24 protein-coding genes and 1 tRNA gene are annotated in these 26,030 nt (G+C 32.8%); 19 read left to right on the plus strand and 6 right to left on the minus strand.

What is annotated here, in order from left to right; genetic code table 11:
- Positions 1-133 precede the first annotated feature (133 nt).
- The 7 genes from BC961_RS13680 to BC961_RS13710 all read left to right on the plus strand — a co-directional run bounded on the left by BC961_RS13680 (position 134) and on the right by BC961_RS13710 (position 9,675).
- Positions 134-1,333: an AI-2E family transporter gene (locus tag BC961_RS13680; protein WP_121926423.1), complete on the plus strand. Its 1,200-nt coding sequence runs from the start codon at positions 134-136 to the stop codon at positions 1,331-1,333.
- Positions 1,334-1,419: 86 nt separating this feature from the next.
- Complete coding sequence (locus BC961_RS13685; protein WP_121926424.1) at positions 1,420-3,240, plus strand: BamA/TamA family outer membrane protein; 1,821 nt, start codon at positions 1,420-1,422, stop codon at positions 3,238-3,240.
- Between the two features lie 166 nt (positions 3,241-3,406).
- A complete protein-coding gene (locus BC961_RS13690; protein ID WP_121926425.1) occupies positions 3,407-3,724 on the plus strand; it encodes a hypothetical protein in 318 nt (105 codons plus the stop codon).
- Positions 3,725-3,932: 208 nt separating this feature from the next.
- Complete coding sequence (locus BC961_RS13695) at positions 3,933-4,418, plus strand: hypothetical protein (protein ID WP_121926426.1); 486 nt, start codon at positions 3,933-3,935, stop codon at positions 4,416-4,418.
- Between the two features lie 179 nt (positions 4,419-4,597).
- Positions 4,598-5,122, plus strand: coding sequence for a hypothetical protein (locus tag BC961_RS13700; protein ID WP_121926427.1), 525 nt, complete (start codon positions 4,598-4,600; stop codon positions 5,120-5,122).
- Positions 5,123-5,283: 161 nt separating this feature from the next.
- Positions 5,284-7,815 (plus strand): PIG-L family deacetylase, encoded by a 2,532-nt coding sequence (locus BC961_RS13705; RefSeq protein WP_121926428.1) that lies wholly within the window; start codon positions 5,284-5,286, stop codon positions 7,813-7,815.
- Between the two features lie 120 nt (positions 7,816-7,935).
- The gene (locus BC961_RS13710) at positions 7,936-9,675 is read left to right on the plus strand and encodes a sodium:solute symporter (RefSeq protein ID WP_121926429.1); all 1,740 of its coding nucleotides are present in this window, start codon (positions 7,936-7,938) and stop codon (positions 9,673-9,675) included.
- Positions 9,676-10,066: 391 nt separating this feature from the next.
- Here BC961_RS13710 and BC961_RS13715 read toward each other — a convergent pair whose 3' ends face one another.
- The 5 genes from BC961_RS13715 to BC961_RS13735 all read right to left on the minus strand — a co-directional run bounded on the left by BC961_RS13715 (position 10,067) and on the right by BC961_RS13735 (position 13,895).
- Entirely contained in the window at positions 10,067-10,912 is an 846-nt protein-coding gene (locus tag BC961_RS13715) for a DUF2911 domain-containing protein (protein WP_121926430.1), read from the minus strand.
- A 57-nt stretch (positions 10,913-10,969) separates the two neighbouring features.
- A complete protein-coding gene (locus BC961_RS13720; RefSeq protein WP_121926431.1) occupies positions 10,970-11,644 on the minus strand; it encodes an HAD family hydrolase in 675 nt (224 codons plus the stop codon).
- A 217-nt stretch (positions 11,645-11,861) separates the two neighbouring features.
- Positions 11,862-12,578, minus strand: a complete 717-nt coding sequence (locus BC961_RS13725; RefSeq protein WP_121926432.1) for a tRNA threonylcarbamoyladenosine dehydratase — start codon at positions 12,576-12,578, stop codon at positions 11,862-11,864.
- Positions 12,579-12,630: 52 nt separating this feature from the next.
- Entirely contained in the window at positions 12,631-13,293 is a 663-nt protein-coding gene (locus tag BC961_RS13730; protein ID WP_121926433.1) for a TatD family hydrolase, read from the minus strand.
- Positions 13,293-13,895 carry a DUF1684 domain-containing protein gene (locus BC961_RS13735; protein ID WP_121926434.1) on the minus strand — a complete coding sequence of 201 codons (603 nt, stop codon included), beginning with the start codon at positions 13,893-13,895 and terminating at the stop codon, positions 13,293-13,295. Before BC961_RS13735 ends, BC961_RS13730 begins: the two co-directional genes overlap by 1 nt.
- A 417-nt stretch (positions 13,896-14,312) precedes the next feature.
- On the opposite strand from BC961_RS13735, the gene BC961_RS13740 reads away from it, so the two are divergent.
- From BC961_RS13740 to BC961_RS14890, 4 genes are all read left to right on the plus strand, one after another.
- Entirely contained in the window at positions 14,313-15,530 is a 1,218-nt protein-coding gene (locus BC961_RS13740) for an MFS transporter (RefSeq protein WP_121926435.1), read from the plus strand.
- A gap of 328 nt (positions 15,531-15,858) precedes the next feature.
- A complete protein-coding gene (locus BC961_RS13745) occupies positions 15,859-16,236 on the plus strand; it encodes a BlaI/MecI/CopY family transcriptional regulator (RefSeq protein ID WP_121926436.1) in 378 nt (125 codons plus the stop codon).
- Positions 16,237-16,267: 31 nt separating this feature from the next.
- Positions 16,268-18,142 carry a M56 family metallopeptidase gene (locus tag BC961_RS14755; protein WP_170151324.1) on the plus strand — a complete coding sequence of 625 codons (1,875 nt, stop codon included), beginning with the start codon at positions 16,268-16,270 and terminating at the stop codon, positions 18,140-18,142.
- A 65-nt stretch (positions 18,143-18,207) separates the two neighbouring features.
- Positions 18,208-18,348 (plus strand): SsrA-binding protein, encoded by a 141-nt coding sequence (locus tag BC961_RS14890; protein ID WP_121926437.1) that lies wholly within the window; start codon positions 18,208-18,210, stop codon positions 18,346-18,348.
- Here BC961_RS14890 and BC961_RS13760 read toward each other — a convergent pair.
- Positions 18,345-18,857 (minus strand): adenine phosphoribosyltransferase, encoded by a 513-nt coding sequence (locus BC961_RS13760; protein ID WP_121926438.1) that lies wholly within the window; start codon positions 18,855-18,857, stop codon positions 18,345-18,347. The genes BC961_RS14890 and BC961_RS13760 overlap by 4 nt on opposite strands.
- A 92-nt stretch (positions 18,858-18,949) precedes the next feature.
- Here BC961_RS13760 and BC961_RS13765 point away from each other — a divergent pair.
- The 8 genes from BC961_RS13765 to BC961_RS13800 form a co-directional block, all read left to right on the plus strand.
- Positions 18,950-19,023: transfer RNA gene (locus BC961_RS13765), tRNA-Arg, on the plus strand.
- A 274-nt stretch (positions 19,024-19,297) separates the two neighbouring features.
- Positions 19,298-20,638: a sigma-54-dependent transcriptional regulator gene (locus BC961_RS13770; protein ID WP_121926439.1), complete on the plus strand. Its 1,341-nt coding sequence runs from the start codon at positions 19,298-19,300 to the stop codon at positions 20,636-20,638.
- Between the two features lie 161 nt (positions 20,639-20,799).
- Entirely contained in the window at positions 20,800-21,081 is a 282-nt protein-coding gene (locus BC961_RS13775) for a DUF7674 family protein (RefSeq protein WP_121926440.1), read from the plus strand.
- Positions 21,082-21,225: 144 nt separating this feature from the next.
- Complete coding sequence (locus tag BC961_RS13780) at positions 21,226-21,585, plus strand: DUF7674 family protein (protein ID WP_121926441.1); 360 nt, start codon at positions 21,226-21,228, stop codon at positions 21,583-21,585.
- Positions 21,586-21,591: 6 nt separating this feature from the next.
- A complete protein-coding gene (kdpF, locus tag BC961_RS13785; protein WP_072992107.1) occupies positions 21,592-21,669 on the plus strand; it encodes a K(+)-transporting ATPase subunit F in 78 nt (25 codons plus the stop codon).
- A gap of 35 nt (positions 21,670-21,704) precedes the next feature.
- Positions 21,705-23,393, plus strand: a complete 1,689-nt coding sequence (gene kdpA / locus BC961_RS13790; RefSeq protein ID WP_121926442.1) for a potassium-transporting ATPase subunit KdpA — start codon at positions 21,705-21,707, stop codon at positions 23,391-23,393.
- Between the two features lie 12 nt (positions 23,394-23,405).
- Positions 23,406-25,415, plus strand: coding sequence for a potassium-transporting ATPase subunit KdpB (gene kdpB, locus BC961_RS13795; protein WP_121926443.1), 2,010 nt, complete (start codon positions 23,406-23,408; stop codon positions 25,413-25,415).
- Between the two features lie 166 nt (positions 25,416-25,581).
- The coding region (locus tag BC961_RS13800; protein ID WP_121926444.1) for a potassium-transporting ATPase subunit C at positions 25,582-26,030 on the plus strand (449 nt) is incomplete at its 3' end.

Here is a 26,030-nt window from a genome sequence, read left to right on the forward strand (position 1 = left end):
ACAACTGTTAGCAAAGTGTTAATTATATAAGTATTGGGCGAAAATATATAATGCTTGTCTTTTGATTTAATCACATATTTGTCAATTGATAACAACTGAAAATTAGTTCGTTTTAACGAAACACAAAACTACAATGGACGAGAACTTGAAACTACCGTTTTATGCTAAATTGACTCTAGTTTTACTAGGATTAATTTCACTGACTTTTATATTTTATATCGCACAAGATATATTGATACCAGTGATGATGTCCTTTTTGTTTGCCATATTACTTTATCCTGTCGTTCAGTTTTTCAAATCAAAAATTCGTTTACCACATGTGATAGCAGTTATGTTAGCGGTCGTGATATTCGTATTAGTTTTTATTGGACTTTTTGTTTTTTTATCTTTCCAAATTAGTGATTTCGTCAACGATTTTGATAAGATTGAACGCAATTTTAATATTCATCTTAATAGCATACAAGGCTTTATAAGAGATAATTTCCATTTAAGTTCTAGCGAACAGAAGAAATACATTGACACAGCCACTGAAGATTCTATGGCAAAAGGTAAAGAAATGATAGGCAGTACGTTGATGTCATTCACAGACACTCTTGTAAACTTGACTTTAATACCTATTTATACTTTTTTAATTCTTTTATATAGAACTCACTTTTTACTTTTTTTATCTAAATTAATTAAAAAAGAAAATCACGAACAATTAAAAAATATATTGACAAACATAAGAGTAGCAATCAATAGCTACATTGTTGGACTTATAATTGAAACAGTTTTGATCGCAATCATGACTACCGCTGGTTTCATGTTAATTGGTTTAAAGTATGCTGTATTACTAGGAATTGTTACTGGAATACTAAATCTTATACCGTACATAGGAATTCTTTTTGCTGGATTACTTAGTATTTTAGCATCACTTACTGGCTCGCCAGATCTCTCAATAATTATAGGTGTGATTGTGATCACGATAGTCGTTCAGTTAATTGACAACAACATTCTTGTCCCAATAATCGTAAGTTCAAAAGTAGAAATCAATGCCTTTATTTCAATCATTGGAATTATTATAGGCGGAGCAATTGCAGGAGTTTCGGGAATGTTTTTGGCATTACCTATAATAGCAATCTTGAAAGTTATTTTTGATCGCGTAGAATCATTAGAACCTTGGGGTTATTTAATGGGAGACCATCTTCCCAGAACGTACACTTGGCGTAAAATTAAGTTGCCACTTTTTGATGAAGAGCAACAAAGTGAAGTTAACTTTATAAAAGCTGATGTTATAGTTCCAGTTTTTACTGAAACTACGACTGAAAATAATCCTGATAGAACGGATCAATAATTTTCTAGGAATTATAGATAGTTACTCTGACCGTAAAGAACTTTTTTTTCTACTTATTATATTATTTTTGAGTTTATAATTAGACTATGCAAAATAAAATAAATTTCTTTTTCCTTGTAATTCTCCTCAGTTGTTTCCAAGTATCTTTTGCCCAGGAAACAGCTGCAAAGAAGGATACGTCTAAAGTTTACGACAACATTAAAAACTATTCAAAAAAGAATAAGTTTACAAAGTTGATGCATAAGCTCGTATTTAGATCTCCTAATTTAAACAAGAAAGCACTTCAAGATATTCAAAAAGATTACACCAAATTTGACGGTAAGATTATTAGAAATATAAATATCATTACGTTAGATCCTTTTGGATATTCAGAAATTGATACCTTAAGAAAACCTAAAAATTGGGCTGAAAGAACTGGTAATAAAGCACACCTAAAAACAAAAAGATTTGCAATAATGAATTTGTTGCTAATTAAAAAGAATGAGCGTTTTGATTCCTATTTAGTTAAAGAGTCAGAACGTTTAGTGAGATCGCAACGCTATATTAATCGTGTAGATATTGCACCTGACTTAATAAACAACAATAAAGATTCTGTAGATATTACAATACGCGTTTTAGATTCTTGGAGCCTTATTCCTAAAGGTTCTGTTTCTAGTTCGAAAGTAAATCTAAAAATTATAGAGCGTAATATTTTAGGAACAGGTCACCAATTAGAAAATCAATTTAAAAATAGATTTAGTGACGGTAAAAGTGCTTACAATGTTGCTTACACCGTACCAAATATTAAAAATACTTTCATTAGCACTAAAATAAGTTACCAAATAGATTTAGATAATTATTACGGTAAAAGTATTGCTATTGATCGACCATTTTATTCACCGCTCACAAAATGGGCAGGAGGAATTTACTTAGATCAGCAATTTAGAAAGGACAGTTTACAAGATTCGAATTCAGTTTATGCTTTCCAGAACTTTAAATATAGTACACATGACGTTTGGGCTGGACATGCTTTTAAACTTTTTAAAGGAAACACCGAGAGAGAACGAACTACGAATTTAATTACGTCAGCGCGCTTTTTAAATGTTAAGTATCTAGAAAGTCCGACGTTCGAATATGATAATACCGACTTTTATTCAAGCGAAAAATTGGCATTAATAGGTATTGGTATTTCTTCTCGTAAATTTATTAGAGATCGTTATATATTTCAAAACGGAACAATTGAGGATGTACCTATTGGTAAAATATACGGCTTGACTGGAGGTTATCAATATAAAAATAACAAAGATCGATACTATTTAGGAGCCAGAGCAGCTTTTGGTAACTTCTATTCATGGGGTTTCTTAAGTGCAAATTTTGAATTTGGTAGTTTTTTCGAAAAGTCAAATGCTGAGCAAACTGCTTTTTCTTTTCAAGCTAATTATTTCACAAATTTAATGACAGTAGGTAGATGGAAACTAAGGCAGTTTGTAAAACCACAGCTTGTTCTGGGTTCAAATCGTGTAGAAATAATGGGCGATCAAGTATCTATCAATGACGATTATGGTTTAAATGGATTCAAAATGGCCGAATACGGAACTAAGAAGGCTATTTTAACTTCGCAAACCCAGTTTTATTCTCCTTGGGATTTATGGGGTTTCCGAATTAATCCTTATTTCAACTACTCAATTGCTATGTTGGGAACGGCAACGAGAGGAATATTACAAAGTAAAGCGTATTCTAAAGTGGGTATAGGCGTTATAATAAATAATGATTATTTAGTATTTAGTTCGTTCCAAATTTCACTTAGCTACTACCCTTCAATTCCGGGTGATGGAAAAAATGTTTTTAAAACCAATTCATTTGAAACCACAGATTTTGGTTTTCAAGATTTCGAATTGGCAAAACCACGAACTGTTATCTATAAGTAATAGATTAAATTTTTAAATAGCAGACAATTAAACTAATAAAAAACTATTTTACGTTTTAATTATAAAATGTAAATTATATAACGAAATCCCTTAATTATATAAAAAATATTAAATTATTATTAACTACTTTTATGTGATTAAAATTCATAATTAAAACCCAAAACAAATGAAAAAAGTTACCTTTTATTTAATGATGATGGTATTATCATTAGGTGTTATTCCAACTCAAGTATTTGCAGCTGAAAAAAACCCTACTTCTATTAGTAATACTCCGAAGGAGGTTCCTGCAGAAGTTAAGGTAATGCTTAATCGTCTGGAAGAAATTAAGGCTATGGATAAGTCTTCTTTGAATTCAGCAGAAAGAAAAGAGTTGCGTAAAGAAGTACGCACTATTAAAGCAGACTTGAAATCATCAGGAAATGGTGTTTATTTATCTATTGGTGCGATTATTATAATTGTTTTATTATTGATTTTGTTACTATAATCGGAAAACAAATGCATAAAAAAAAGGAAATGATAAATCATTTCCTTTTTTTTATGCATTATTTTCTGTGTTAATAATTTACTAGCTCTCGAACTGATTTAAACTAAAATTCGATTTTTAATTATTAGTCACTATAATTTAACATGGCATGGTTATTGGCTTTGCAGTAGAATAAGAAAACAAAATTATTAATCAAAAAATATAAGAAATGAAAACAATAAAATTATTAGTACTAGGTGTACTATTTATAGCAGGAGCTAATTTAGCGCAAGCACAAGTATCTGTAAATGTAAATCTTGGTGCTCCTCCAGCTTGGGGTCCTGCAGGATATTCGGCAGTAGATTATTATTATTTACCCGACGTTGAATCATACTATGATGTAAAGAATTCCCAGTTTATTTACCTTGGAAATGGAAAATGGATTCGTGCCAAAAATTTACCTACTCGTTATAGAAATTATGATTTGTACAGCGGCTACAAAGTTGTTCTAAATGACTATCATGGTAGAACTCCTTACAATCACTTTAAAAATCATAAAGTGAAATATTACAAAGGATACAAAGGTAAACCACAAAAAAATATTGGTTATTACCGCGGACACAAAAGTAAAGCGCATAAAAATAGCGATTACAATAAAAACAAGAATAAAAGTTATGAGAAAGGAAAAAAAAATCATGACAAACACAAAAATTAAATCTAAAATACTACGCACAAAATGAGAACCTTAGCTTAAGGTTCTTTTTTTTTACAATCTAATATTTGTTTTATAGTTCTTAAAAAAATGTTAATTCTACCACCTTGGCATGCTTGTTGAAAAGTAAAAATAGATATATCGTTTTGCTAAAATAAGTTTCCCCATTAAAATAAAGAAAGATGAAAACATTAAAACTAATCGCCTTAGGAATTATCCTTTTTGCCTCAAGTACAATTCAAGCACAATTTTCAGTAAACGTTAACATTGGTAGAGCTCCAGCATGGGCTCCCGTTGGTTATGCCGATGCAGATTACTATTATTTACCAGATGTTGAAGCCTATTATGATGTACGCGCTACACAATTTATCTACTACGGAAATGGTAGATGGATGCGCTCAAGATACCTTCCTGGACAATATAGAAATTACGATTTATACGGTGGATATAAAGTAGTATTAAATGACTATCGCGGATCAAGACCTTATAATAATTTTAGAAATCATAAAGTAAAATATTATAAAGGTTATAGAGGTAATGATTATAGACATAACGGATATAATAATAACCGTCGAGTTTATGTAAGCAATAGACATGACAACAGAAAAAGATACGATCACGACGATAGAAAATACAAAAAACATGGAAATTATAAAAGAAAAGATAATGATCATGATAAACGCAGAGGTCACCACGATAGAGACTAATTTTTAAAGTTATTTTATTAAAATAAATAGAGAGAAAGCTAATTATAGTTTTCTCTCTTTTTATTTTAATTCATTTCAAAATAATAAAGAAATTAAAAAAGATTTCTAAAAAAAACATTTAATACTTACATTTGAAGCTATTGCAAACTAAATTTTAAATAATGCCGAAAAAACAAATTCTTACGTTCACAGCGTTCCTTTTATGTTTACACATTACAGTTGCACAAAATCCTAAAAAACTTAATTCAGTTGAGATATTCAATAAGATCGAGAAGCTTAACTTTCTTGGTTCGGTATTATATATTGCAGCGCATCCAGATGATGAAAATACTAGATTAATTTCATATTTATCGAATGAACAAAAAGCTAGAACAGGCTATTTGTCACTAACTCGTGGCGATGGAGGACAAAACCTTATAGGAACTCAATTAAGAGAATTATTAGGAGTTATCAGAACTCAAGAACTTATCGAAGCTCGAAAAATAGATGGCGGAGAGCAATTTTTCTCAAGAGCAAATGATTTTGGTTTTTCTAAAAACCCAACAGAAACCTTGCGAATTTGGGATAAGGAAAAAGTTTTAGCTGACGTTATTTGGGCTATTAGAAAATTTCAACCCGATGTTATTGTAAATCGTTTTGATCATCGCTCACCGGGAACAACTCACGGACATCATACTGCATCTGCTATGTTGAGTGTCGAAAGTTTTAACTTAGCTAATAATCCAACTATTTTTCCTGACCAACTTAAATTTGTAAAGCCTTGGCAAAGTAAACGCCAATTTTTTAATAGTTCCTGGTGGTTTTATGGAAGCATAGAAAAATTTAATGCAGCTGACAAAACCAACCTAATCGCTATAGAAACAGGAGTATATTATCCTGCAATTGGAAAATCAAATCAAGAAATTGCGGCATTAAGTAGAAGTCGTCATCAATCACAGGGCTTTGGCTCAACAGGAGTGCGAGGCGAAGAAACTGAATATTTAGAATTTATAAACGGTGATGCATTAAAAGATAAAAAATCACTTTTTGAAGGAATTGATACCTCTTGGAATCGTGTAAAAGGAGGAAAACCGATTGGCGATTTATTGACAAAGGTTGCAAAAGAATATGATTTCAAAAATCCCTCAGAAAGCATTCCGAATTTGGCGAAAGCCTACTCAATGATTCAAGCATTAGATGAAAATCATTGGGCTCCATTAAAATTAGCAGAGATCAAAGAAGCTATTGCTTCATGCGCTGGCTTGTATCTTGAAGCGGTCGCTCAAATTCAAGAAGCAACACCAGGAAGCACTATTAAAGTGAAAATTGAAGCTATTAATAGAAGTTCTAATTCCATTGAATTAACAAGTATAACTTCATTGCCAAACAATAGTACTACAACACAGAATCGCGATTTAAAAAATAATATTGTAAATAATATTAGCTTGGATTTAAAATTGCCCGAGTCTCTAAATTATACACAACCGTATTGGCTAAAAGATAATGCAACGGTGGGAATGTACACTGTAAATGATCAAGAAAATATTGGGGTTCCAGACATAATTCGTGATGTAAAAGTAGTTTTTAAATTAAAAATAAACGGAATAGCAATTCCTTATGAGCGTACCGTAATTTACAAGTATAATGATGATGTAAAAGGAGAAGTATACAATTACCTTGATATTGTACCTCAAGTCACAACTTCAATCGAAAATAAAGTTTTACTTTTTACAGATAATATAGCTAAAACTGTGGTCGTAAAAATCAAATCAGGTAAAGAAGATGTCAAAGGAAATTTACAATTAGAGTTACCAAAAAACTGGCAAGTCTCTCCTCAATCTATTCCTTTTACGATTGCTAAAAAGGGAACAGAACAAATCGTTTCTTTTCAAGTAACTCCGCCGCTTTCAGCGGATGAAGCTGTATTGAAAAGTGTCGCTGTTATCGATAATAAAAGATTTGATAAAGAACAAATTTTCATCAATTACGACCATATTACGAAGCAGCAAGTTTTACAATCAGCAGAGTCTAAATTGATAAGAACTGATCTAAAGACCAATAATGAACGTATTGCTTATATTATGGGAGCTGGCGATGAAGTTCCAAATAGTCTTCGTCAAATGGGCTACACGGTGACATTAATAAAAGCAGACGAAATTACCGCGCAGCAATTAGAAAACTTTGATGTTGTTATTACTGGCGTACGCGCTTACAATACTATTAACGCTTTAACTTTTAAACAAAATATTCTTTTTGATTTTGTGAAATCAGGGAAAACTATGGTGGTACAATACAACACTAATGGAGATTTAGTCACTGATAATATTGCTCCTTATCCATTAAAACTATCTAAAGATCGAGTTACTGAAGAAGATGCAGAAGTTAGATTTTTAGCGCCTAATCACACTGTCTTAAATTTCCCTAACAAAATTACTACTGCAGATTTCAAAGGTTGGAAACAAGAGCAGGGACTTTATTATCCTAATGAATTCGACAAGGCCTTCACTCCTATTCTTTCTTCAAATGATACGGCTGAAACACCTAAAAATGGCGCATTACTTATTGCTCAATACGGAAAAGGGAATTATGTTTACACGGGCTTAAGTTTTTTTAGAGAACTTCCTGAAGGAGTTACAGGAGCATATAAATTACTAGCTAACATTATTTCGCTTTCTTCCGTGGAGAAAGATTCGAAATCAAACACCAAGAAATAATAAAATAAGATGGAACCAAAAAAATTAAAAACCTGGAAAAAAAACTATACATGGGTGCTGGTGGCTAATGCTATCTATATCATGTTTTTTTATTTTATAATGAAATTATACTCTTAAATTATGCAGTTATTTGATTGGATTATACTTATCGTTACTTTATTATTTATTGTAATTTACGGTGCGTGGAAAACTAAAGGAAGTAAGAATGTTGAGGACTTTATTTTAGGTAACAATGAAACACCTTGGCACGTTGTGGGACTCTCTGTGATGGCTACACAAGCAAGTGCAATTACGTTTCTTTCTACTCCGGGACAAGCATACCACGACGGAATGGGGTTTGTTCAATTTTATTTTGGACTTCCTATAGCGATGGTAGTTATTTGCGTAACTTTTATTCCGCTGTATCATAAATACAAAGTGTATACCGCCTACGAATATCTTGAGAAACGATTTGACTTAAAAACAAGATCTCTTGCCGCCATTCTGTTCTTGTTTCAAAGAGGATTGGGAACTGGATTAACCATTTACGCTCCCGCCATTATTTTGTCAGCAATCTTAGGTTGGAATCTTACTTATATGAATATCGTAATAGGAGTTTTAGTAATTATCTATACATTTTCAGGAGGAACGAAGGCGGTAAATGTTACCCAAAAACAGCAAATGTTTGTAATCATGTCCGGGATGTTTATTACTTTTTTCTTGATATTACATTATCTACCTAATGATATGACTTTTACAAGCGCCCTTCATATTGCTGGTGCAAATGACAAAATGAATATTGTAAATTTCTCTTTTGATCCAGAAGAAAAATATACTTTTTGGAGTGGTATAACAGGTGGTTTTTTCTTGGCTTTAGCCTATTTCGGAACAGATCAATCGCAAGTGGGACGATACCTTTCTGGTAGATCGGTAAAGGAAAGCCAAATGGGATTGATTATGAACGGACTTTTAAAAGTACCAATGCAGTTCTTTATTTTACTAACTGGAGTAATGGTTTTTGTTTTTTTCCAATTCAATCCTGTACCATTAAATTTCAATCCTAACAATAAAGCGATGATTGAGAAATCAGCTTTTAAGGGCGAATATAATGATTTAGAAAAAAAGCTTGACGATCTGTCTGAAGATAAAAAAGTCATCAATTTATTGTACATCGATCAATTGAACCAAGATTATGACAATCCAATTCTTCGAAAAGAGTTGGTTGCCTTATCGAATAAAGAAAAAGATTTACGCGATCGCGCGAAAGAAATTATTCTAAAAGCTGACAGTAACAGTGAAACTAACGACAAGGATTACGTGTTTTTTCACTTTATTTTAAATTATTTACCACGAGGTCTTATTGGATTATTGCTAGCAGTAATTATATCAGCTGCGATGTCTTCCACAGCATCTGGATTAAATGCCCTTGCTTCCACAACAGCAATTGATATCTATAAAAGAAATGTAAAGGGAGAAAAATCAGATCGTCACTACTTGTACGCTACTAAATTTTTCACGTTGTTATGGGGAGTTATTGCAATTCTATTTGCTTGTGTAGGAACTTTGTTCGAAAATTTAATACAGTTAGTAAATATAATTGGTTCCATATTCTACGGAACTGTACTTGGAATTTTCTTAGTTGGCTTCTATCTAAAAAATGTACAGTCCAAAGCTATATTTTACAGCGCTTTAATAAGTCAATCTACAATATTCATCATCTATTACTATGCGATTTATATTTATCCAAGCGGACAAGAAAAACTAGGTTACTTATGGTTGAACTTTATAGGTGCGACTTTGACAATAGTTATTTCGCTACTGCTACAATGGACAATTTTCAGAAAGCAAAAAGCTAATCTACTAGACCCAAATGTTATCTAAAAATAGCTTTTCTAACATACAATAATTAAACCGCAGATTCACATACAGTAAGTATTGAATCTGCGGTTCTTTTTTGGAATAGCTTGTGGTCTAGAATTATGCATGATTAAGCTGATTAGCTCAAAGTTCTAAGAATACTAGTATTATACTTTAATTTAATAAAATAGTACTATTCCAACTTAAATTAAAAAGCTGCAACTATTTAAATAGCTAATTTAATTTGGGACAAAAGATTGCAGTTGTAATATGATCTAACTTGGAAATTATCTTATTATGGCATTAAACTAAATTTTATATCAAAATCTTATTGTCTTTCAATCGAAGTACGTTAAAAAAAATCCCGTCTAGAATAGTATCTAGACGGGATTTTAATTGTGGTAAACTAAATATCTTAGTTTTTATTCCACTCAGCGATGCTGTCTTTGTTCATTTTAACGTAATCTTGATTCTTTGCTGCTTCAGCTGCTGCAAGTGAAGCTTTAGCAGTATCAATAGCACCTTTTTTATCACCAGCTTTTGCTTGAATCAACGACTTCAATCTTGTATACCAAAAAGGTTTATCTTTTGTCATATCCAATGATTTGTTTACATACTCTAAAGCTTTTGTATTATCTCCGTTCGATTGAAACAAAAATTGTGCTGCAGAAAAATAATCAGCAGAAGCAGGACCTGATAATGCTTTATCAATATTAGCTGTTGCTTTTTGTTGTGTTGGAACTTCAAATTTTAAAGCAGCATATGAATTCTCCCAAGAGATTTCTAAAAATGCAAAGTTGTTATCTAAACCGCTTATTCCAATAGTAAATGTCTCTACACTTTTATTTAAAGTTTCTGGTTTAACAGTTGCTTTTAGTGCTATATTTTCTTCTTTCCATTCTTCTGGATTACCCCAGTTATCGGTAGTTTTATAGAAAATTATATCCCAACTTTCAATTTTCGGAATTGTATATACTGAGTACTTCCCTTTTTTCAAAGGTTTACCATCTATAATTACATTATCACTAAAAGATATTGTTGTGTTTTCATTTGCTCCTGTTCTCCATACTTTTCCAAAAGGAATTAAATTACCAAAAACTGCTCTACCTCTAGCGCTAGGTCTTGAATAATTAATTTCAACATCAGTCAATCCTACTGATTGATTTATTGTTGCTTTTGGGCTCGATTGAGGCGTTTGAATTTGAGCTTCAGCTGCAAAATTTGCTAAAAATACAGCTAAGACAATAATTATTTTTTTCATAGTTCTTGGTTTTTTTTTAATGATTGGCAAAATTACAACTTCGCTTATTCATATTTGTTAAATACTTCTTAATTTAGAATGAATATTCGTTACTGTATTGAAATCTAATTCATTAAAGTGATTTACAATCAGGTCCGCTTGAGTTAGATCTTGCGCTTCAGAATGAATGCTATTATAACCCACGCAGAAAATTCCAGCTGCCTTAGCCGCTTTAATTCCGTTAGTGCTGTCTTCGATAACAATACAATTCATTTTTGGAGCAATTGATAAGGTAACTGCGTGCTCGAAAATAGCGGGATCAGGTTTCGATTTTGGAAAATCTTCACCGCTGACTAAATGAGTAAAATAATCATATAACTTAAATCTACTGAAAACACGTTCGATCGTAACTTTTGATGCCGACGAAGCTAAAATCAATTGCATTCCATTTTTGTGCAAATCTATAATCAATTGCTCTACGCCTTCGAGTAATTCTAAATCTTCCTTATTGTCAAAAGCATCATTGAAAATAGTTCGTTTGCGCTGAATTAAATCTTCAACTTCTTGCTCGATTGTGAAAACTTCCTTTAATCTTTGAAATGTATTTCTTGTCGAAAAACCAGTGTACGAAGTATACATTTCTTCGGTTACATCAATGTTCAACTCTTGAAATTGTTTGAAATATGCATAACGGTGGACGGGTTCTGTATCTACAATTACACCATCCATATCAAAAATTACAGTTTGTATCATTTTATATTTGCCACGAAGGCGCTAAGACACGAAGTCTTTTTTAATTAATTTCTAATTCTTGTGCAAGTTCTTTTTTGCCAGAAGAGGCTAAGGAAAAAAGTGTTTTTTTTTTACTATTAGCTAATAAAAAAAATCAGAACACTAAATACTAAATAAATTGAACACTGATTACTCAATACTGAATACTGAACACTGACCACTGTTCACTGATCACTGATCACTCCTTCTTTAATAAATATCTAATAACTGTTTCTGCTGCATATAAACCAAACAATCCCGGCATATAGCTATTAGTTCCGTAGAACGATCTTTTATAATTAGACCCGTCGGTCATTTTTAAACTAGCCTCGTCTTGGATTTCTGACGAAAAAACAACTTTTAATTTATCAATTTTGACTTCTTTTAAACGTCGGCGGATTGTTTTTGCCAAAAAGCAATTTACAGTATTACTGATATCTGTAACCTTTACTTTTGCAGCTTCCAGTTTACCACCAGCACCCATACAACTAATAATTTTTACTCTTTTGCGCTTTGCACCAATAATTAAATTCAATTTAGGAGTTACACTATCAATGCAATCCAAAACATAATCAAATTCGTCACTTACAATTTCGAATGCACGTTCTGGAGAGAGAAATTCCTCTACTCTCGTTAGTTTCAGCTCAGGATTAATATCCATTAAGCGATCTCCAACTAATTTTATTTTTGACTGACCAACGGTTGAATGCAAGGCAGGCAATTGTCTATTTATATTGGTAATATCAACCACATCACCATCAACAATTGTCATTGCTCCCACTCCTGCTCTAACTAAAAACTCCGCTGCAAAAGAGCCAACGCCACCTAAACCGACAACCAAAACGTTTGCTTTTTGTAAATTATCTAAACCTTCTTTTTTAAATAGAAGTTCACTTCTCTCCATCCATTCTGCCATTCTACACTACTTGTTTACTATTCCCGTAAGAATATTTTATTTTTAATTTTTTCTATTTTCTCTTGAATACTGTTTCGAAATTTCTCTTAATAATTTCTTGCATTTCAGTCATTGAGATTCCTTTTATATTTGAAGCCAACTCGTAAACAGTTTCAATACCTTTATCGATAGTATCCGTTTCGAGAAAAATGTGGTTTTCTGGAATTTTTTTGAAAACTTCTTCCAGTCCAGTGCCAAGACTGGCAGATTGTACTAGATATTTACCAAAGGAAAGATAAAAACCACTGCCTATTAATTGAGTCGCAATTTGTTGGTTTTTAGAAAATCCGTGAATAATTAACGGAACTGAAATATTAAGCCGCTTCTTAATTTCTATCACTTCTTGAAACGCGGCAACACAATGTATTACAACTGGCTTACTATATTTTTGCGCTAAAAGCAATTGTCGCTCAAAAACCATTTGTTGCAATTCGAAAGGAGCATCAATTCGTTTGTCTAATCCACACTCTCCTATTGCGAGACAATTTTCATTTTGTAATTTACTTTCGATAATTACCAAATCTACCTCCAAAGATTCTTCGTTGATGTACCAAGGATGAATCCCAATAGAGTAAAAAGGAATATCTCTATTAAATTCTTGAGGATATTGATTTACTAATTCCACTACTTCAGCTCGATTATTTCCTTGATGAGTATGTAAATTAAAGAAATCCATTAATTATGAAATTTTTTAACACCTGCTTTTATTTCGATATTTAGATCATTCTCTAATGGAACAATTGGGCAGGAATATTTATGATTGTAAGCGCAATATGGATTATATGAAGTGTTGAAATCAATGGCAATTGTTTTGCCTTTTGGAATTTTCAAATCAATATATTTTCCACCTATATAACTATCGTTACCGCAAGTAAGATCTGAAAAAGGTAGAAACAAATGATCTTTATAATTCTCTTGTTTTGAAAGTGCAATGTTCTTATAAACATTTAATTTAAAATCAGAACCATTAATTTTAAAATACACTTCTCCATATTTCACATAAATTGGTTTTCTATCAGTGGAAGTTTTCATTTCGAATGGCTTTTCTTTTTTAGTTCGCACGAACTTTGCCACCACATAAAATGTTTCATTTGCGGGGTAAAAATCTAATGATTTAAATGTCGCTAAATCCTCAGCCATCAGCGGACTAGTTTTAGAATCCGCATACTCGGCATTTAATTCGTTTTGAAATTTTATAACATCAGCAGTGTCGAATTGCTGTTGGCCAAAACCAAAATGAAATTGAACTAAAAAAATAAAAATTGATACTATTCTCATGTGACTATTTTGATACAAAAATAGCGTAAAAGTTAGAAAGGAACAATTTTAATATTTTCTTGTACTACATCACGATAAGGTAAACATACAGTTCAAAATATAAACAATATCATATGCTTAATAAGATAAGTAGGGAACGAAGATAAAACGGATTAAGCAGATAAACACAGATTTAAAGAATCTAAATATTTACATTTTTTTAGTCAATGAGCATAAGTACGGCTTTACTATTGATCGTTATTTATAAACAAAATAGTCTAATTTACAGTAAACCCTAGCCCAGATAGCAGCAAAAATCCTTTTATTTTTTTTGGATTTGCGAGGAACGAAGCAATCTAAAAAAAGAAAAGATTGTAGCGAATAGCTGGAAATAGCTACAAAAAAACATTGTAAATTTGCGTCATACAAAATTTACTTATGCTTAAAACAGCTTTTAGTCGCTACATCAATAATTACCGAGGATTTTCAAGAGAGATATGGATTTTGACTCTTATCACATTTATAAATCGTGCGGGAACGATGGTTTTGCCTTTTTTATCTAAATATTTAAAGGAAGATTTGAGCTTCTCATATGAGCAAGTAGGATGGATTATGGTCTGTTTTGGATCCGGTTCGATGTTAGGTTCGTGGCTTGGTGGTAAATTATCTGATAAAATAGGATTCTATAAAATCATGGTTTTTAGTTTATTAACCAGTGGATTGCTTTTATATGCGGTGCAATATGTGCGCACTTTTTGGGGATTGTGTTTTGCCATGTTCTTCATTATGACAGTCGCGGACATGTTTCGTCCCGCAATGTTTGTCTCATTAGGGACTTACGCTAAACCTGAAAATCGCACGAGAGCACTGACTTTAGTTCGTTTAGCAGTCAATTTAGGGTTCACTACAGGACCCGCTTTGGGTGGTTTAATTATCATGAATTTAGGATATAGTGGTTTGTTTTGGGTCGATGGAACTTCATGTATTGTATCTATATTAATTTTCACAGTGCTTGTAAAAGAGCGCAAAGTTCCAGCAGATTTGGCAGTAAACAACGCCGAAAACGAAATTCCCGCATCTGTATTTAAAGATAAAATATTCTGGATATTTCTATTTATTTGTTTTGTTACAGCTATGCTTTTCTTTCAACTTTTCACCACATTACCGCTCTATCACAATGAAAAATTTGGTTTAAGCGAACTTCAAAGTGGACTTTTACTATCATTAAATGGTCTAATTATTTTCTTTCTCGAAATGCCAATTGTCAGCGCTAGCCAACGAAAAGGAATTGATAAAATCAAGATTATTCTGTGGGGTTGCGTGTTGATGTCCATAAGCTTTTATGTTTTAATGATTAATATTTGGGCAGGAATGCTCGTAGTGAGCATTCTTTTCATCACTTTTGGAGAGATGTTTATTTTCCCATTCTCGAATTCATTTGCATTAAGTAGAGCACCACGAGGACACGAAGGACGCTACATGGCGTTGTTTACAATGAGTTTTAGTCTGGCCCACATTGCCAGTTCAAAAACAGGACTTGAAGTAATAGCAAACTTTGGATATCAAGCCAATTGGTTTGTAATGGGAACTTTTGGAATTCTGTCAGTGGCCGGATGCATCTGGCTTCAAAAGTTGGTACGACAAGAACAAAGCTAAAAAAACTTCATTGATTTGGGCGTGACTCCATTCACAAAAGGGGCTAATCAACGGAGGCGTAAATTAGCCCCTTGTATAAATGCTGTCGGGCTTTACGTTACAATCCACGCTAAATAGCGTGGGATTTCCTCCGCAATCCCTCACGCAAAATCGTTTACAGGAGGACTCGCACCTCCCTATCGAAACTTAATATTAAGTTAATCGTCTCAGAAAAAAATCTAATTAACTACAAAATTAGTTAATAAACTACATAAATAGTTTGTTAACTAGAAATATAGTTGTACGTTTGTTTTTCTTTTAAGGTCAAGATGAAAAAAAAAATATACCGATGCAAAAATTAACCAATAAGGAAGAAGAAATCATGCACATTATATGGAAGCTCAAAAAAGCTTTCGTTAAAGAAGTAATGGCTGAAATAACTGAAGATCAACCGCATTATAACACCTTATCTACAATGGTGCGAAATCTAGAGGAAAAAGGTTATGTTGCCTACCATGCTTTTGGAAACACGCATCAGTATTACCCTATTGTGCCTATTGAAGAATATCGAAAGAAATTTATGAACACTGCAATCGATAACTATTTTAATAGTTCATATAAAAACATGGTTTCTTTTTTTGCTAAAGAGGAAAAAATTTCAGCAGATGAATTGAGAGAAATTTTAGCAATGATTGAGAATAAAAAAGAAGAGATTACCTCATTATAAATCAGAGTATGTAAATTATAAATTGAATACTATGGAAGAACTATTCATCTATTTTTTAAAATCAAGCGGATTATTAATTACATTCTACTTAGCGTATCACTTTTTACTCCGGAAAGAAACATTCTTTGCAACCAATAGATGTTTTCTCCTTATAGGTTTACTGACATCAGTTTTCCTTCCTCTAGTATTTTACACCAATACTGTTTTTGTTGAAACAAATGATAATGTTATCGATTGGAACAAAATTCCAGCAGCAGCAGATTTATCAAACGGTGCCAATGCAACCAATTGGTATTTAATTTCGGCGATTATTTACGGAATAGGTTTTATGTTTTATCTATTAAAATTTGTTTTAGATTTCTATCACTTAAATATTGTTTTAAAAGGGAAAAGAATTCAGAAACAAGAAGACTACAATTTATTAGATACTACTGATAATGTAGCTCCCTATTCTTATTTCAATACAATAGTTTATAACTCGACATTATATTCTACAACTGAACTAGAAAATATTTTAGAACATGAAAAAGTACATTGTCAACAAAATCATTCTGTAGATGTTCTTGTTTCTAGAGTATTTTGTATTGTTTTTTGGTTTAATCCAATTGTTTGGCTTTACATGAAAGATATACTGCAGAACTTAGAATTTATTGCTGATCACGAAGCAACAAATAAAGTTATAGACAAGAAAGCATACCAATTCACACTTTTAAAAATAACAACGCATGAAAATTGTGTTGCAATCACCAATCATTTTTATCAATCATTAATCAAAAAACGAATCGTTATGTTAAACAAAAATCAATCAAAAAAAAGAAATTCTTGGAAGTATGCAGTTGTTATTCCAGCGCTAATTGCATTTGTAATGTTCTTCCAAATTAAGGTCGTTGCACAACAGAGAAATGAACAAACGTCAACTCAATTAAAAGGCGATGTTACTGCAAATAAATTAGAATTTAGTTGGAATAAAAACACAACTGATGTTCAATTTACGAAAGATATAAGTACAGCTAAAAGTTTAAATATTGACCTTGTTTTTTCAAAAATTAGGAGAAACTCAAAAAATGAAATTACTAAAATTAAAATTTTCTATAAAGACAACATCGGTAACGAATATGTTCAAGATTTTTCTAAAAGTAGCGGAATAGATCCCATTCGTTTTGTACGCAGTATTGACCAAAATGGAAAAGGCGAAATTGGATTTTACGAAAACCAAACGCAAATCCTAACAAGAGCGAAAGATGCAGTCTTAATATCTAAAGAAAAAGTAGCAATAATTGATGCCGTAGTAGAACAAGAAATACCTAAAAAAGAAAGCTTACAAAACGCAAATTCTGTAAAAATAAATAACCAGAAACCAAAACCAATAATCGTATTAAATGGTATAAGACAAACTCCCGATTTTGATTTAAATTCGGTCGAGCCTAGCACTATTGCCACTGTCAATGTTTTGAAGAATGACAAAGCAATTGAAAAGTATGGTAAAGAAGCAATCAATGGAGTACTCGAAATTATAACTAAGAATGAAAATTATAAACCATCCACATCAATTACAACTTCAAAAAATGACAAAACATTTTCATTCACTCCTTTAAAAGTATCCACCATCAATCGAAATGAGAAAGGAAACATAAAATCAGAAGTTGACGTCTATGAAATGAATTTAGATAAAACAGACCCAACTAATTTAAATAATAAACAGTACAGTAAGAAAACGATCAAAACGCAGTATGTAAAAGTAAAGTCAAGTGAAACTATTATAGACGAAGCAGAGATATACATAGACGACGTAAAATCAACGAAAGCAGCGCTAGACAAGATAAATCCGAACTCGATTGATAAAATGGATGTAATCAAATCTGCTGAAGGCAAAAAAGTTGTAAAAATAACTACTAAAAAGCAGTAAAATATTTTCATTAAAAGACGGTCAACATTAAGACCGTCTTTTTTTTATATCTTTGAAAAAAAAGCATGTTCAAAATCTTAGCCAAAATCAATACCCTCATCTTACCTAGTTTTACTAAACAGCGATTAGATTTGGCTAAAGCCAAAAAATGGCAAATGGCTATTATTGGTTTTCGGTATTATGTTACGACAAGAGCATTGGATTAATAGGTTAATGCAGCAAATATTTCTTGATCTTTAATTTTTTCTCTTCCGTTCAGAAAAGATAATTCCATAATGAAATTGCATTGTACAATTTCACCCCCCAATCGCTCTACTAATTCGGAAACAGCTTTTATAGTTCCTCCAGTTGCCAAGACATCATCGTGAATCAAAACGCGATCTCCTTTTTGTATGGCATCAATGTGTATTTCCAAAGTATCAGTACCATATTCCAAATCATAAGTGGCCGAAATAGTTTCATAAGGTAATTTATTTGGCTTCCTAACCGGAACAAATCCAGCATTTAATTCTTGTGCAATCAATGTACCGAAGAAAAATCCACGACTTTCCACTCCTACTACCTTATTAATTTTCTTGTCTTTTAGAGTTGAAACCAATAATTTTAGGCATTCCTGACTTGCTAAAGGATCAATTAGTAGCGGAGTTATGTCTTTAAATAAAATTCCTTCTTTTGGAAAACCTTGAATATCACGTATATAATTTTGCAATGACATATTTTTTAATTTTTTACGAATTTACTCTTGCAAATTACACATTTATCCCTATATTTGCACCCGCAACGAGGTTAATACAACCACCTGCAAATGGCCTTGTGGCGCAACTGAATAGCGCACTTGATTACGGCTCAAGAGGTTACTGGTTTGAATCCAGTCAAGGTCACAAAATTAAAAGCTCACTTCGATGCGAATTGAGCTTTTTTTGTACGCGTTATTTACTAATTAACAAGATTACGTTTATATATTTCACTTGGTTTGGATATTTATTGAAGTTACCTTGACTGAACTAAAACCAGATTGTCACAAAAACCTATGGATTAGCAAAATTTAATCCATCGTAAAATTATGAATCACTATAGCGTAAAAAATTGATTTTTATTATACATTATCGATCAAAAAATAATATCTAATTTTACATAAATTAAAATGTAATCGAATTGAGAAATATTCTAATAATTGACGACGAAGAAAAATTAAGAGGTCTTCTTGCTCGAATTGTAAAGTCAGAAGGTTTTGTAGTTTTGGAAGCAGCAGATTTAAAATCTGGTTTCAAGAAATTAGAACAAAATGAAATTGATGTTGTCCTTTGTGACGTAAAACTACCTGATGGCAACGGCGTTGAATTTCTCGAAAAAATTAAAGCCAGTTTCCCTTTAACAGAGATAATTTTGTTAACCGCCTACGGTAAAATCTCCGATGGTGTGCAAGCCATGAAAAATGGTGCTTTTGACTACATCGTAAAAGGCGATGATAATGATAAGATAATTCCACTTTTATACAAAGCAATTGAAAAGGTTGCTCTTCAGCAAAAAATTAAACAACTAGAAAAACGAATTGCAAAAAAGTATTCCTTTGATGCTATTATTGGAAAATCAAAAGGATTAGAACAAGTAATCGAGTTGTCCAAAAAAGTAGCTAAAACCGATTCGACAGTACTTCTAACAGGAGAAACCGGAACGGGTAAGGAGGTTTTTGCGCAAGCAATTCATGAAAACAGCATTAGAATAGGGAAATCATTTGTAGCATTAAACTGCAGTACCTTTAGCAAAGAACTTTTAGAAAGTGAATTGTTTGGTCATAAACAAGGTGCTTTTACAGGCGCTATAAAAGATAAAAAGGGTTTTATAGAAGAAGCCCATGGCGGAACCTTATTTCTAGATGAAATAGGCGAAATGCCAATTGATTTACAAGCTAAATTACTTCGTGTTCTAGAAACGAGCGAATACATTCCTGTTGGAGATTCTACACCAAAAAAATCAAATTTCCGCTTGATTGTGGCTACCAATAGAAATTTAAAAACAGAAAGTGACGAAAAACGCTTTCGACAAGATTTATACTTTAGATTAAATATTTTTGAGATTACTATTCCGCCTTTACGGGAACGAATTAAAGATATTGAACCATTGACTCATTATTTTGTAAGTCAGTTTGCTGAAAAAATGAATCGACAAACATTACAAATTGATAGTGATTTTTTGCAAAAACTACAATCCTATCAATGGCCAGGAAACGTTAGAGAATTAAAAAATGTAATTGAGCGTGCCGTAATTTTGTGTAATGATGCTTTGTTGACTTCAGAATTACTTCCTTACGAAATGCAGCAAGAACACAGTAAAAATGTTAAAAGCTTATCGGCATTTTCTATGCAAAGTGTCGAAAAACTACACATCCAAAAATTATTAAATTATACAAAAGGCAATAAAGCCGAAGCAGCTCGTTTACTCGAAATTGGTATTGCTACCTTATATCGTAAATTAGAAGAATACAACATTCAATAAAAACCTATCATTTCAATAAAAGCCTATCATTATGATAGGCTTTTTTTATGTCTTTTTTTTAAAGGAATTAGTTAAAACCAACATTAGTAACACTTCACGAAAATCGATATTTATTGGAATAGGATTTGGCATGAGTCAGGAGAACATAAAAATTCATTCTTATGAAAAATCAAGTCTTATCGATTTACAAACAAGCAGAACGCTTCGCCGAAATCACTAAAAAAGCAATTATTGCTGGTAACATTGCAAGAGCTAAAAAATGTTTAGCACATGCTGAACACTTATATATTAGCGGAAGCAATGAAACTAAAAGCGTCATATCAAATGTTTACGTTTTTTCAGTTTCTTCCTTTATGGAACTGCGTCACTGCAGCATTTCTAATCTTTTTCCTCAAAATTTAAAACTCGAATATAACCGACAAATTAACTCTTCAGGAGTTTAGCGCTCTACCATTTCGAAATATTACAATATCTAATTTCACCAATATAAACTTGCTAATTATGTTAACAATTATCCTTTTTGCTCTCGGTTTATTATGCTTTTGGCTGCTCTATCTCTCTATTAATTATTTTGACAACATCTAAAAATGAAAACAAAAATCTACGATGCAATTCAGCAATGGATACCGGATTCAAAAACTTGGACTGATTTTCCATCCACAAGTGATGAGACAATTAATCAATATGCACTATTAAAAAGTATTGCTAGATTTTGTGTGGAGAAAATGGATTCACTTGACGAATCTGAGTCAGAATCAGCAAGAGAAATTATTAGAGTGATCAACATGTTGTATGAAAGTGGCAATCACTACACTAGAAATGCAATTGAGAACGAATTCTTTACTGAATTAAGTACTCAAGAAAATCCAGCAAGTTTAAAGAAGCATTTGGATTTTCTTTCAAAAGAATCGAAACAAGGCTATTTAAGAACACTATTAGAAAACTAAAAAATTATGACCGCATTATTTATTATAGCAATTGCAGTTTTTATCTACATCTGTTATGTACTATTAAAACCTGAAAAATTTTAGGAACCAAAGAATTATTTAACCCTTAATACTAAAAAATGAATACAGAAATATTAGGAATTATAGCGATGTTTTTGCTCACCTTAGCACTCGCTATTCCGTTAGGAAAATATATTTCCAAGGTTTACGGAATGGAGAAAACGTGGCTGGATTTTATATTCAATCCACTTGAAAAGTTATTTTTCAAAATAAGCGGTGTCAATCCACCGGAAGAAATGAACTGGAAACAACACATGAAAGCGTTACTAACCATAAACTTAATATGGTTTGTCTTGGGAATGATTATCCTAATGACTATGGGAAGTTTACCCCTAAATCCAGATGGAAATCCAAGTATGTCCGCTGATTTAGCTTTTAACACTGTAATTTCATTCGTGGTTAATTGCAACTTACAACATTATTCAGGAGAAACTGGAATTAGTTATTTAGGACAATTCTATTTGATGTTCTTGCAATTTGTAAGTGCAGCAACAGGAATGGCAGCTGCAGTAGTGGTCTTTAGAGCTTTTAGAGATAAAACAACAACGGAACTAGGGAATTTTTATACCTATTTCATGAAATCTTGCACTCGCATATTGTTACCACTTTCTTTTGTTGTAGCAGCTCTTTTGGCTTTCCAAGGAACACCCATGACATTTGAAGGAAAAGACAGCATTACTACTTTGCAAGGTGATGCACAAGAGGTTTCTCGCGGACCAGCAGCAGGATTTGTTGCCATAAAACACATTGGAACGAATGGTGGAGGATTTTTTGGAACTAACGGAGCGCATCCTCTTGAAAATCCAACGTACTTCTCTAATATGTTAGAAATGTGGGCTCAAATGATTATTCCGTTTGCTATGATATTTGCCTTTGGATATTTCATTAAAAGAAAAAAGTTCTCATGGATGATTTTCGGGGTTATGACTATTGGCTTCTTGGCTTTGGCAATTCCAAATGTGATCGGTGAAATGCAAGGAAACCCAATGATTGAGAAAATGGGAATTGATACTTCACTTGGTGCCATGGAAGGTAAAGAAACAAGAATTGGCGCGGCAGCTACTGGTTATTGGAGTATTGCTACTACGGTAATATCAACAGGATCTGTCAATTCTATGCACGACAGTACAATGCCACTTTCTGGAATGAATGAATTGCTTGCCATGATGATTAATAGTTTTTATGGTGGAGTTGGAGTTGGAATTTTAAACTTTTTTGTTTTTATCATTTTGGCTGTTTTCATTAGTGGATTAATGGTAGGAAGGACACCCGAATTCTTTGGTAAAAAAGTCGAAGCTCGTGAAATGAAAATAGCGATGATTATTGCATTAATGCACCCATTCTTAATCTTAGTGGGAACCGCATTAACAGCAGCAATACCTGAATTTGGAACAGCAACTTTAAATAATCCTGGATTTCACGGTTTGAGTGAAATGCTTTACGAGTTTACTTCTGCATCAGCAAATAACGGTAGTGGATTTGAAGGTTTGGGAGACAACACAGTTTGGTGGAATGTTTCTACGGGAATCGTTTTAATTCTAGCACGTTTTCTACCCATAATCGGACCCGTAGCCATTGCTGGACTGTTAGCACAGAAAAAATACATACCTGAAAGCGACGGAACGTTAAGAACTGATACAGGAACTTTTGGTGTAGTAACATTGACTGTAATAGTAATTATTGCTGCATTAGCCTTTTTCCCTGTATTAGCTTTAGGACCGATAGCTGAATATTTTACCATTTACTAAAAAGAATTTAAAATGAATAAAGATCAATCCTTATTTCAAAAAGACATCATGCAACAAGCATTGGTTAAATCTTTTGTGAAATTGAATCCGAAACTTATGTTTCGAAATCCGGTAATGTTCACGGTAGAAATCGGAACATTTGTAATGCTTGTTGTCTCTATTTGGACTTTGACGGGCGAAACTTCACAAGGTAGTTTTGGATATAATTTTGTAGTATTCCTAGTATTATTGTTGACGTTGTTGTTTGCCAATTTTGCCGAAGCCATTGCCGAAGCAAGAGGAAAAGCACAAGCCGATAGTTTAAGAAAAACAAGAGAAGAAACTCCTGCAACTTTAAAAAGCGGTGAAAAAATATCATCCTCTCAACTAAAAAAAGGCGATTTATTTGTGTGCGAAGCCGGCGATATTATTCCAACTGATGGAGAAATCGTAGAAGGTTTGGCAACTATTGATGAAAGTGCCATTACAGGTGAATCGGCTCCCGTAATTCGAGAATCCGGTGGAGATAAAAGTTCTGTTACCGGTGGTACAAAAGTATTGTCAGACCGAATTGTTGTAGAAGTTACTAATGAACCAGGCGAAAGTTTTTTAGATAAAATGATTGCTTTGGTAGAAGGAGCTTCACGCCAAAAAACACCAAATGAAATCGCCTTAACCATATTACTTGCTGGATTTACCTTAGTATTCATCATTGTTTGTGTGACTTTAAAACCATTCGCAGATTATTCGAATGTTAATATTACAATCGCCTCTTTTATCGCCTTATTTGTTTGCTTAATTCCAACAACCATTGGCGGACTTTTATCGGCAATTGGAATTGCAGGAATGGACCGCGCTTTGAGAGCGAATGTAATCACGAAAAGTGGTAGAGCGGTTGAAACTGCTGGAGATATTGATGTATTACTGTTGGATAAAACGGGAACAATTACGATTGGGAACCGAAAAGCAACTCACTTCTACCCTGCTCCTGGAATAACAGAAACCCAATTAATCAAAGCGGCATTTTTAAGTTCAATTTCTGATGAAACACCAGAAGGAAAATCGATTGTTGAATTATCAAAAATAGATCCTTTAACTTTTCAAAATAGTAACGCACAATTTATCAAATTTACAGCAGAAACGAGAAGTTCAGGAATCAATTTTGACAGTACTCGTATTAGAAAAGGAGCTACAGATGCCATTAAAAATATGGTGACAAATGCTGGAAATACTTTTCCAACCGAACTTTTGGATCAAGTAAAAGTAATTGCTGAAAATGGAGGAACTCCTTTAGTAGTTTCTGAAAATGAAGTAGCTCTTGGAGTAATCGAATTGCAAGACATCATCAAAACCGGGATGTTCGAACGATTTGAACGCCTTCGTAAAATGGGAATTAAAACGGTAATGGTAACAGGTGATAATCCTTTGACTGCCAAATTTATTGCCGAAAAAGCCGGTGTTGATGACTTTATTGCCGAAGCCAAACCAGAAGATAAAATGAATTACATCAAGCAAGAGCAAATGGCTGGACGACTTGTTGCTATGATGGGAGATGGTACGAATGATGCTCCTGCCCTTGCCCAAGCTGATGTTGGTGTTGCCATGAATAGCGGAACGCAAGCTGCTAAAGAAGCAGGAAATATGGTCGATTTAGACAATGATCCAACCAAATTAATTGAGATTGTTGAAATTGGAAAACAGTTATTAATGACTCGCGGAACGCTTACCACGTTTAGTATTGCCAATGATGTTGCTAAATATTTCGCTATCATTCCAGCTTTATTTATTACTGCAATTCCAGCGCTTCAAGGATTAAACATAATGCATTTACACAGTCCTGAAAGTGCAATACTTTCAGCAGTAATCTTCAACGCGATCATTATACCGTTCTTAATTCCATTGGCTCTAAAAGGAGTGAGTTACAAACCAATTGGCGCTAGTGCATTATTGAGAAGAAATTTATTGCTGTTTGGTGTTGGTGGAATCATCGTTCCCTTCATCGGTATCAAATTGATTGATATTGTAGTTGCATTGTTTATGTAAAAAAGAGTGAAGAGTGAAGAGTAATTAGTGAAGAGTAAAGAGTAAAGAGTGAAGACTAAAGACTTTACTGTTCAGAACTTTTCAAAAAAATTAAAAAAAACATATTCTAAGCTCGGCTCCTCTCTTTTTTGAGAGGAGTTAAAGTGAGGATAAAAAAATAGAAATTATGAAAGATAATTTAATAAAAGGAATAAGAATGACCGTGGTGTTACTGGTGCTTTTCACAGTAATTTACCCACTATCGGTTTGGGCAGTTGCACAAATGGCGCCAAACAACGGAAAAGGCGAAGTAGTGTCTTATAAGCAAACTAAAGGATACGCTAACATAGGACAAAAATTCACAAAAGAGGAATACTTTTGGGGAAGACCATCTGTCGTAGACTATAATGCTGCTGGATCAGGAGCAAGTAACAAAGGAGCTTCAAATGAAGAATATCTAGCCGTAGTTCAAGGTCGAATTGATACTTTTTTACTTAAAAATCCAAGTGTGAAAAAGTCGGAGATTCCAGTTGATTTAGTGACAGCAAGCGGAAGTGGATTAGATCCTAATATTTCAGTTGCAAGCGCTAAAATACAAATTGCAAGGATTCAGAAAGCAAGAAATATAGATCCTGA

The sequence above is a fragment of the Flavobacterium weaverense genome (genome assembly GCF_003688495.1).
Lineage (GTDB): Bacteria > Bacteroidota > Bacteroidia > Flavobacteriales > Flavobacteriaceae > Flavobacterium > Flavobacterium weaverense.

What these genes read in the sequence shown, in the direction of transcription:
- BC961_RS13685 (WP_121926424.1), top strand. Translation starts at nt 1,420, where the DNA reads ATGCAAAATAAAATAAATTTCTTTTTCCTTGTAATTCTCCTCAGTTGT.
- BC961_RS13690 (WP_121926425.1), top strand. Translation starts at nt 3,407, where the DNA reads ATGAAAAAAGTTACCTTTTATTTAATGATGATGGTATTATCATTAGGT.
- kdpB (WP_121926443.1), top strand. Translation starts at nt 23,406, where the DNA reads ATGAATAAAGATCAATCCTTATTTCAAAAAGACATCATGCAACAAGCA.
- BC961_RS13695 (WP_121926426.1), top strand. Translation starts at nt 3,933, where the DNA reads ATGAAAACAATAAAATTATTAGTACTAGGTGTACTATTTATAGCAGGA.
- kdpF (WP_072992107.1), top strand. Translation starts at nt 21,592, where the DNA reads ATGACCGCATTATTTATTATAGCAATTGCAGTTTTTATCTACATCTGT.
- BC961_RS13730 (WP_121926433.1), bottom strand. Translation starts at nt 13,293, where the DNA reads ATGGATTTCTTTAATTTACATACTCATCAAGGAAATAATCGAGCTGAA.
- kdpA (WP_121926442.1), top strand. Translation starts at nt 21,705, where the DNA reads ATGAATACAGAAATATTAGGAATTATAGCGATGTTTTTGCTCACCTTA.
- BC961_RS13735 (WP_121926434.1), bottom strand. Translation starts at nt 13,895, where the DNA reads ATGAGAATAGTATCAATTTTTATTTTTTTAGTTCAATTTCATTTTGGT.
- BC961_RS14755 (WP_170151324.1), top strand. Translation starts at nt 16,268, where the DNA reads ATGGAAGAACTATTCATCTATTTTTTAAAATCAAGCGGATTATTAATT.
- BC961_RS13680 (WP_121926423.1), top strand. Translation starts at nt 134, where the DNA reads ATGGACGAGAACTTGAAACTACCGTTTTATGCTAAATTGACTCTAGTT.
- BC961_RS13705 (WP_121926428.1), top strand. Translation starts at nt 5,284, where the DNA reads ATGCCGAAAAAACAAATTCTTACGTTCACAGCGTTCCTTTTATGTTTA.
- BC961_RS13760 (WP_121926438.1), bottom strand. Translation starts at nt 18,857, where the DNA reads ATGTCATTGCAAAATTATATACGTGATATTCAAGGTTTTCCAAAAGAA.
- BC961_RS13700 (WP_121926427.1), top strand. Translation starts at nt 4,598, where the DNA reads ATGAAAACATTAAAACTAATCGCCTTAGGAATTATCCTTTTTGCCTCA.
- BC961_RS13715 (WP_121926430.1), bottom strand. Translation starts at nt 10,912, where the DNA reads ATGAAAAAAATAATTATTGTCTTAGCTGTATTTTTAGCAAATTTTGCA.
- BC961_RS13725 (WP_121926432.1), bottom strand. Translation starts at nt 12,578, where the DNA reads ATGGCAGAATGGATGGAGAGAAGTGAACTTCTATTTAAAAAAGAAGGT.
- BC961_RS13780 (WP_121926441.1), top strand. Translation starts at nt 21,226, where the DNA reads ATGAAAACAAAAATCTACGATGCAATTCAGCAATGGATACCGGATTCA.
- BC961_RS13710 (WP_121926429.1), top strand. Translation starts at nt 7,936, where the DNA reads ATGCAGTTATTTGATTGGATTATACTTATCGTTACTTTATTATTTATT.
- BC961_RS13745 (WP_121926436.1), top strand. Translation starts at nt 15,859, where the DNA reads ATGCAAAAATTAACCAATAAGGAAGAAGAAATCATGCACATTATATGG.
- BC961_RS14890 (WP_121926437.1), top strand. Translation starts at nt 18,208, where the DNA reads ATGTTCAAAATCTTAGCCAAAATCAATACCCTCATCTTACCTAGTTTT.
- BC961_RS13740 (WP_121926435.1), top strand. Translation starts at nt 14,313, where the DNA reads ATGCTTAAAACAGCTTTTAGTCGCTACATCAATAATTACCGAGGATTT.
- BC961_RS13775 (WP_121926440.1), top strand. Translation starts at nt 20,800, where the DNA reads ATGAAAAATCAAGTCTTATCGATTTACAAACAAGCAGAACGCTTCGCC.
- BC961_RS13720 (WP_121926431.1), bottom strand. Translation starts at nt 11,644, where the DNA reads ATGATACAAACTGTAATTTTTGATATGGATGGTGTAATTGTAGATACA.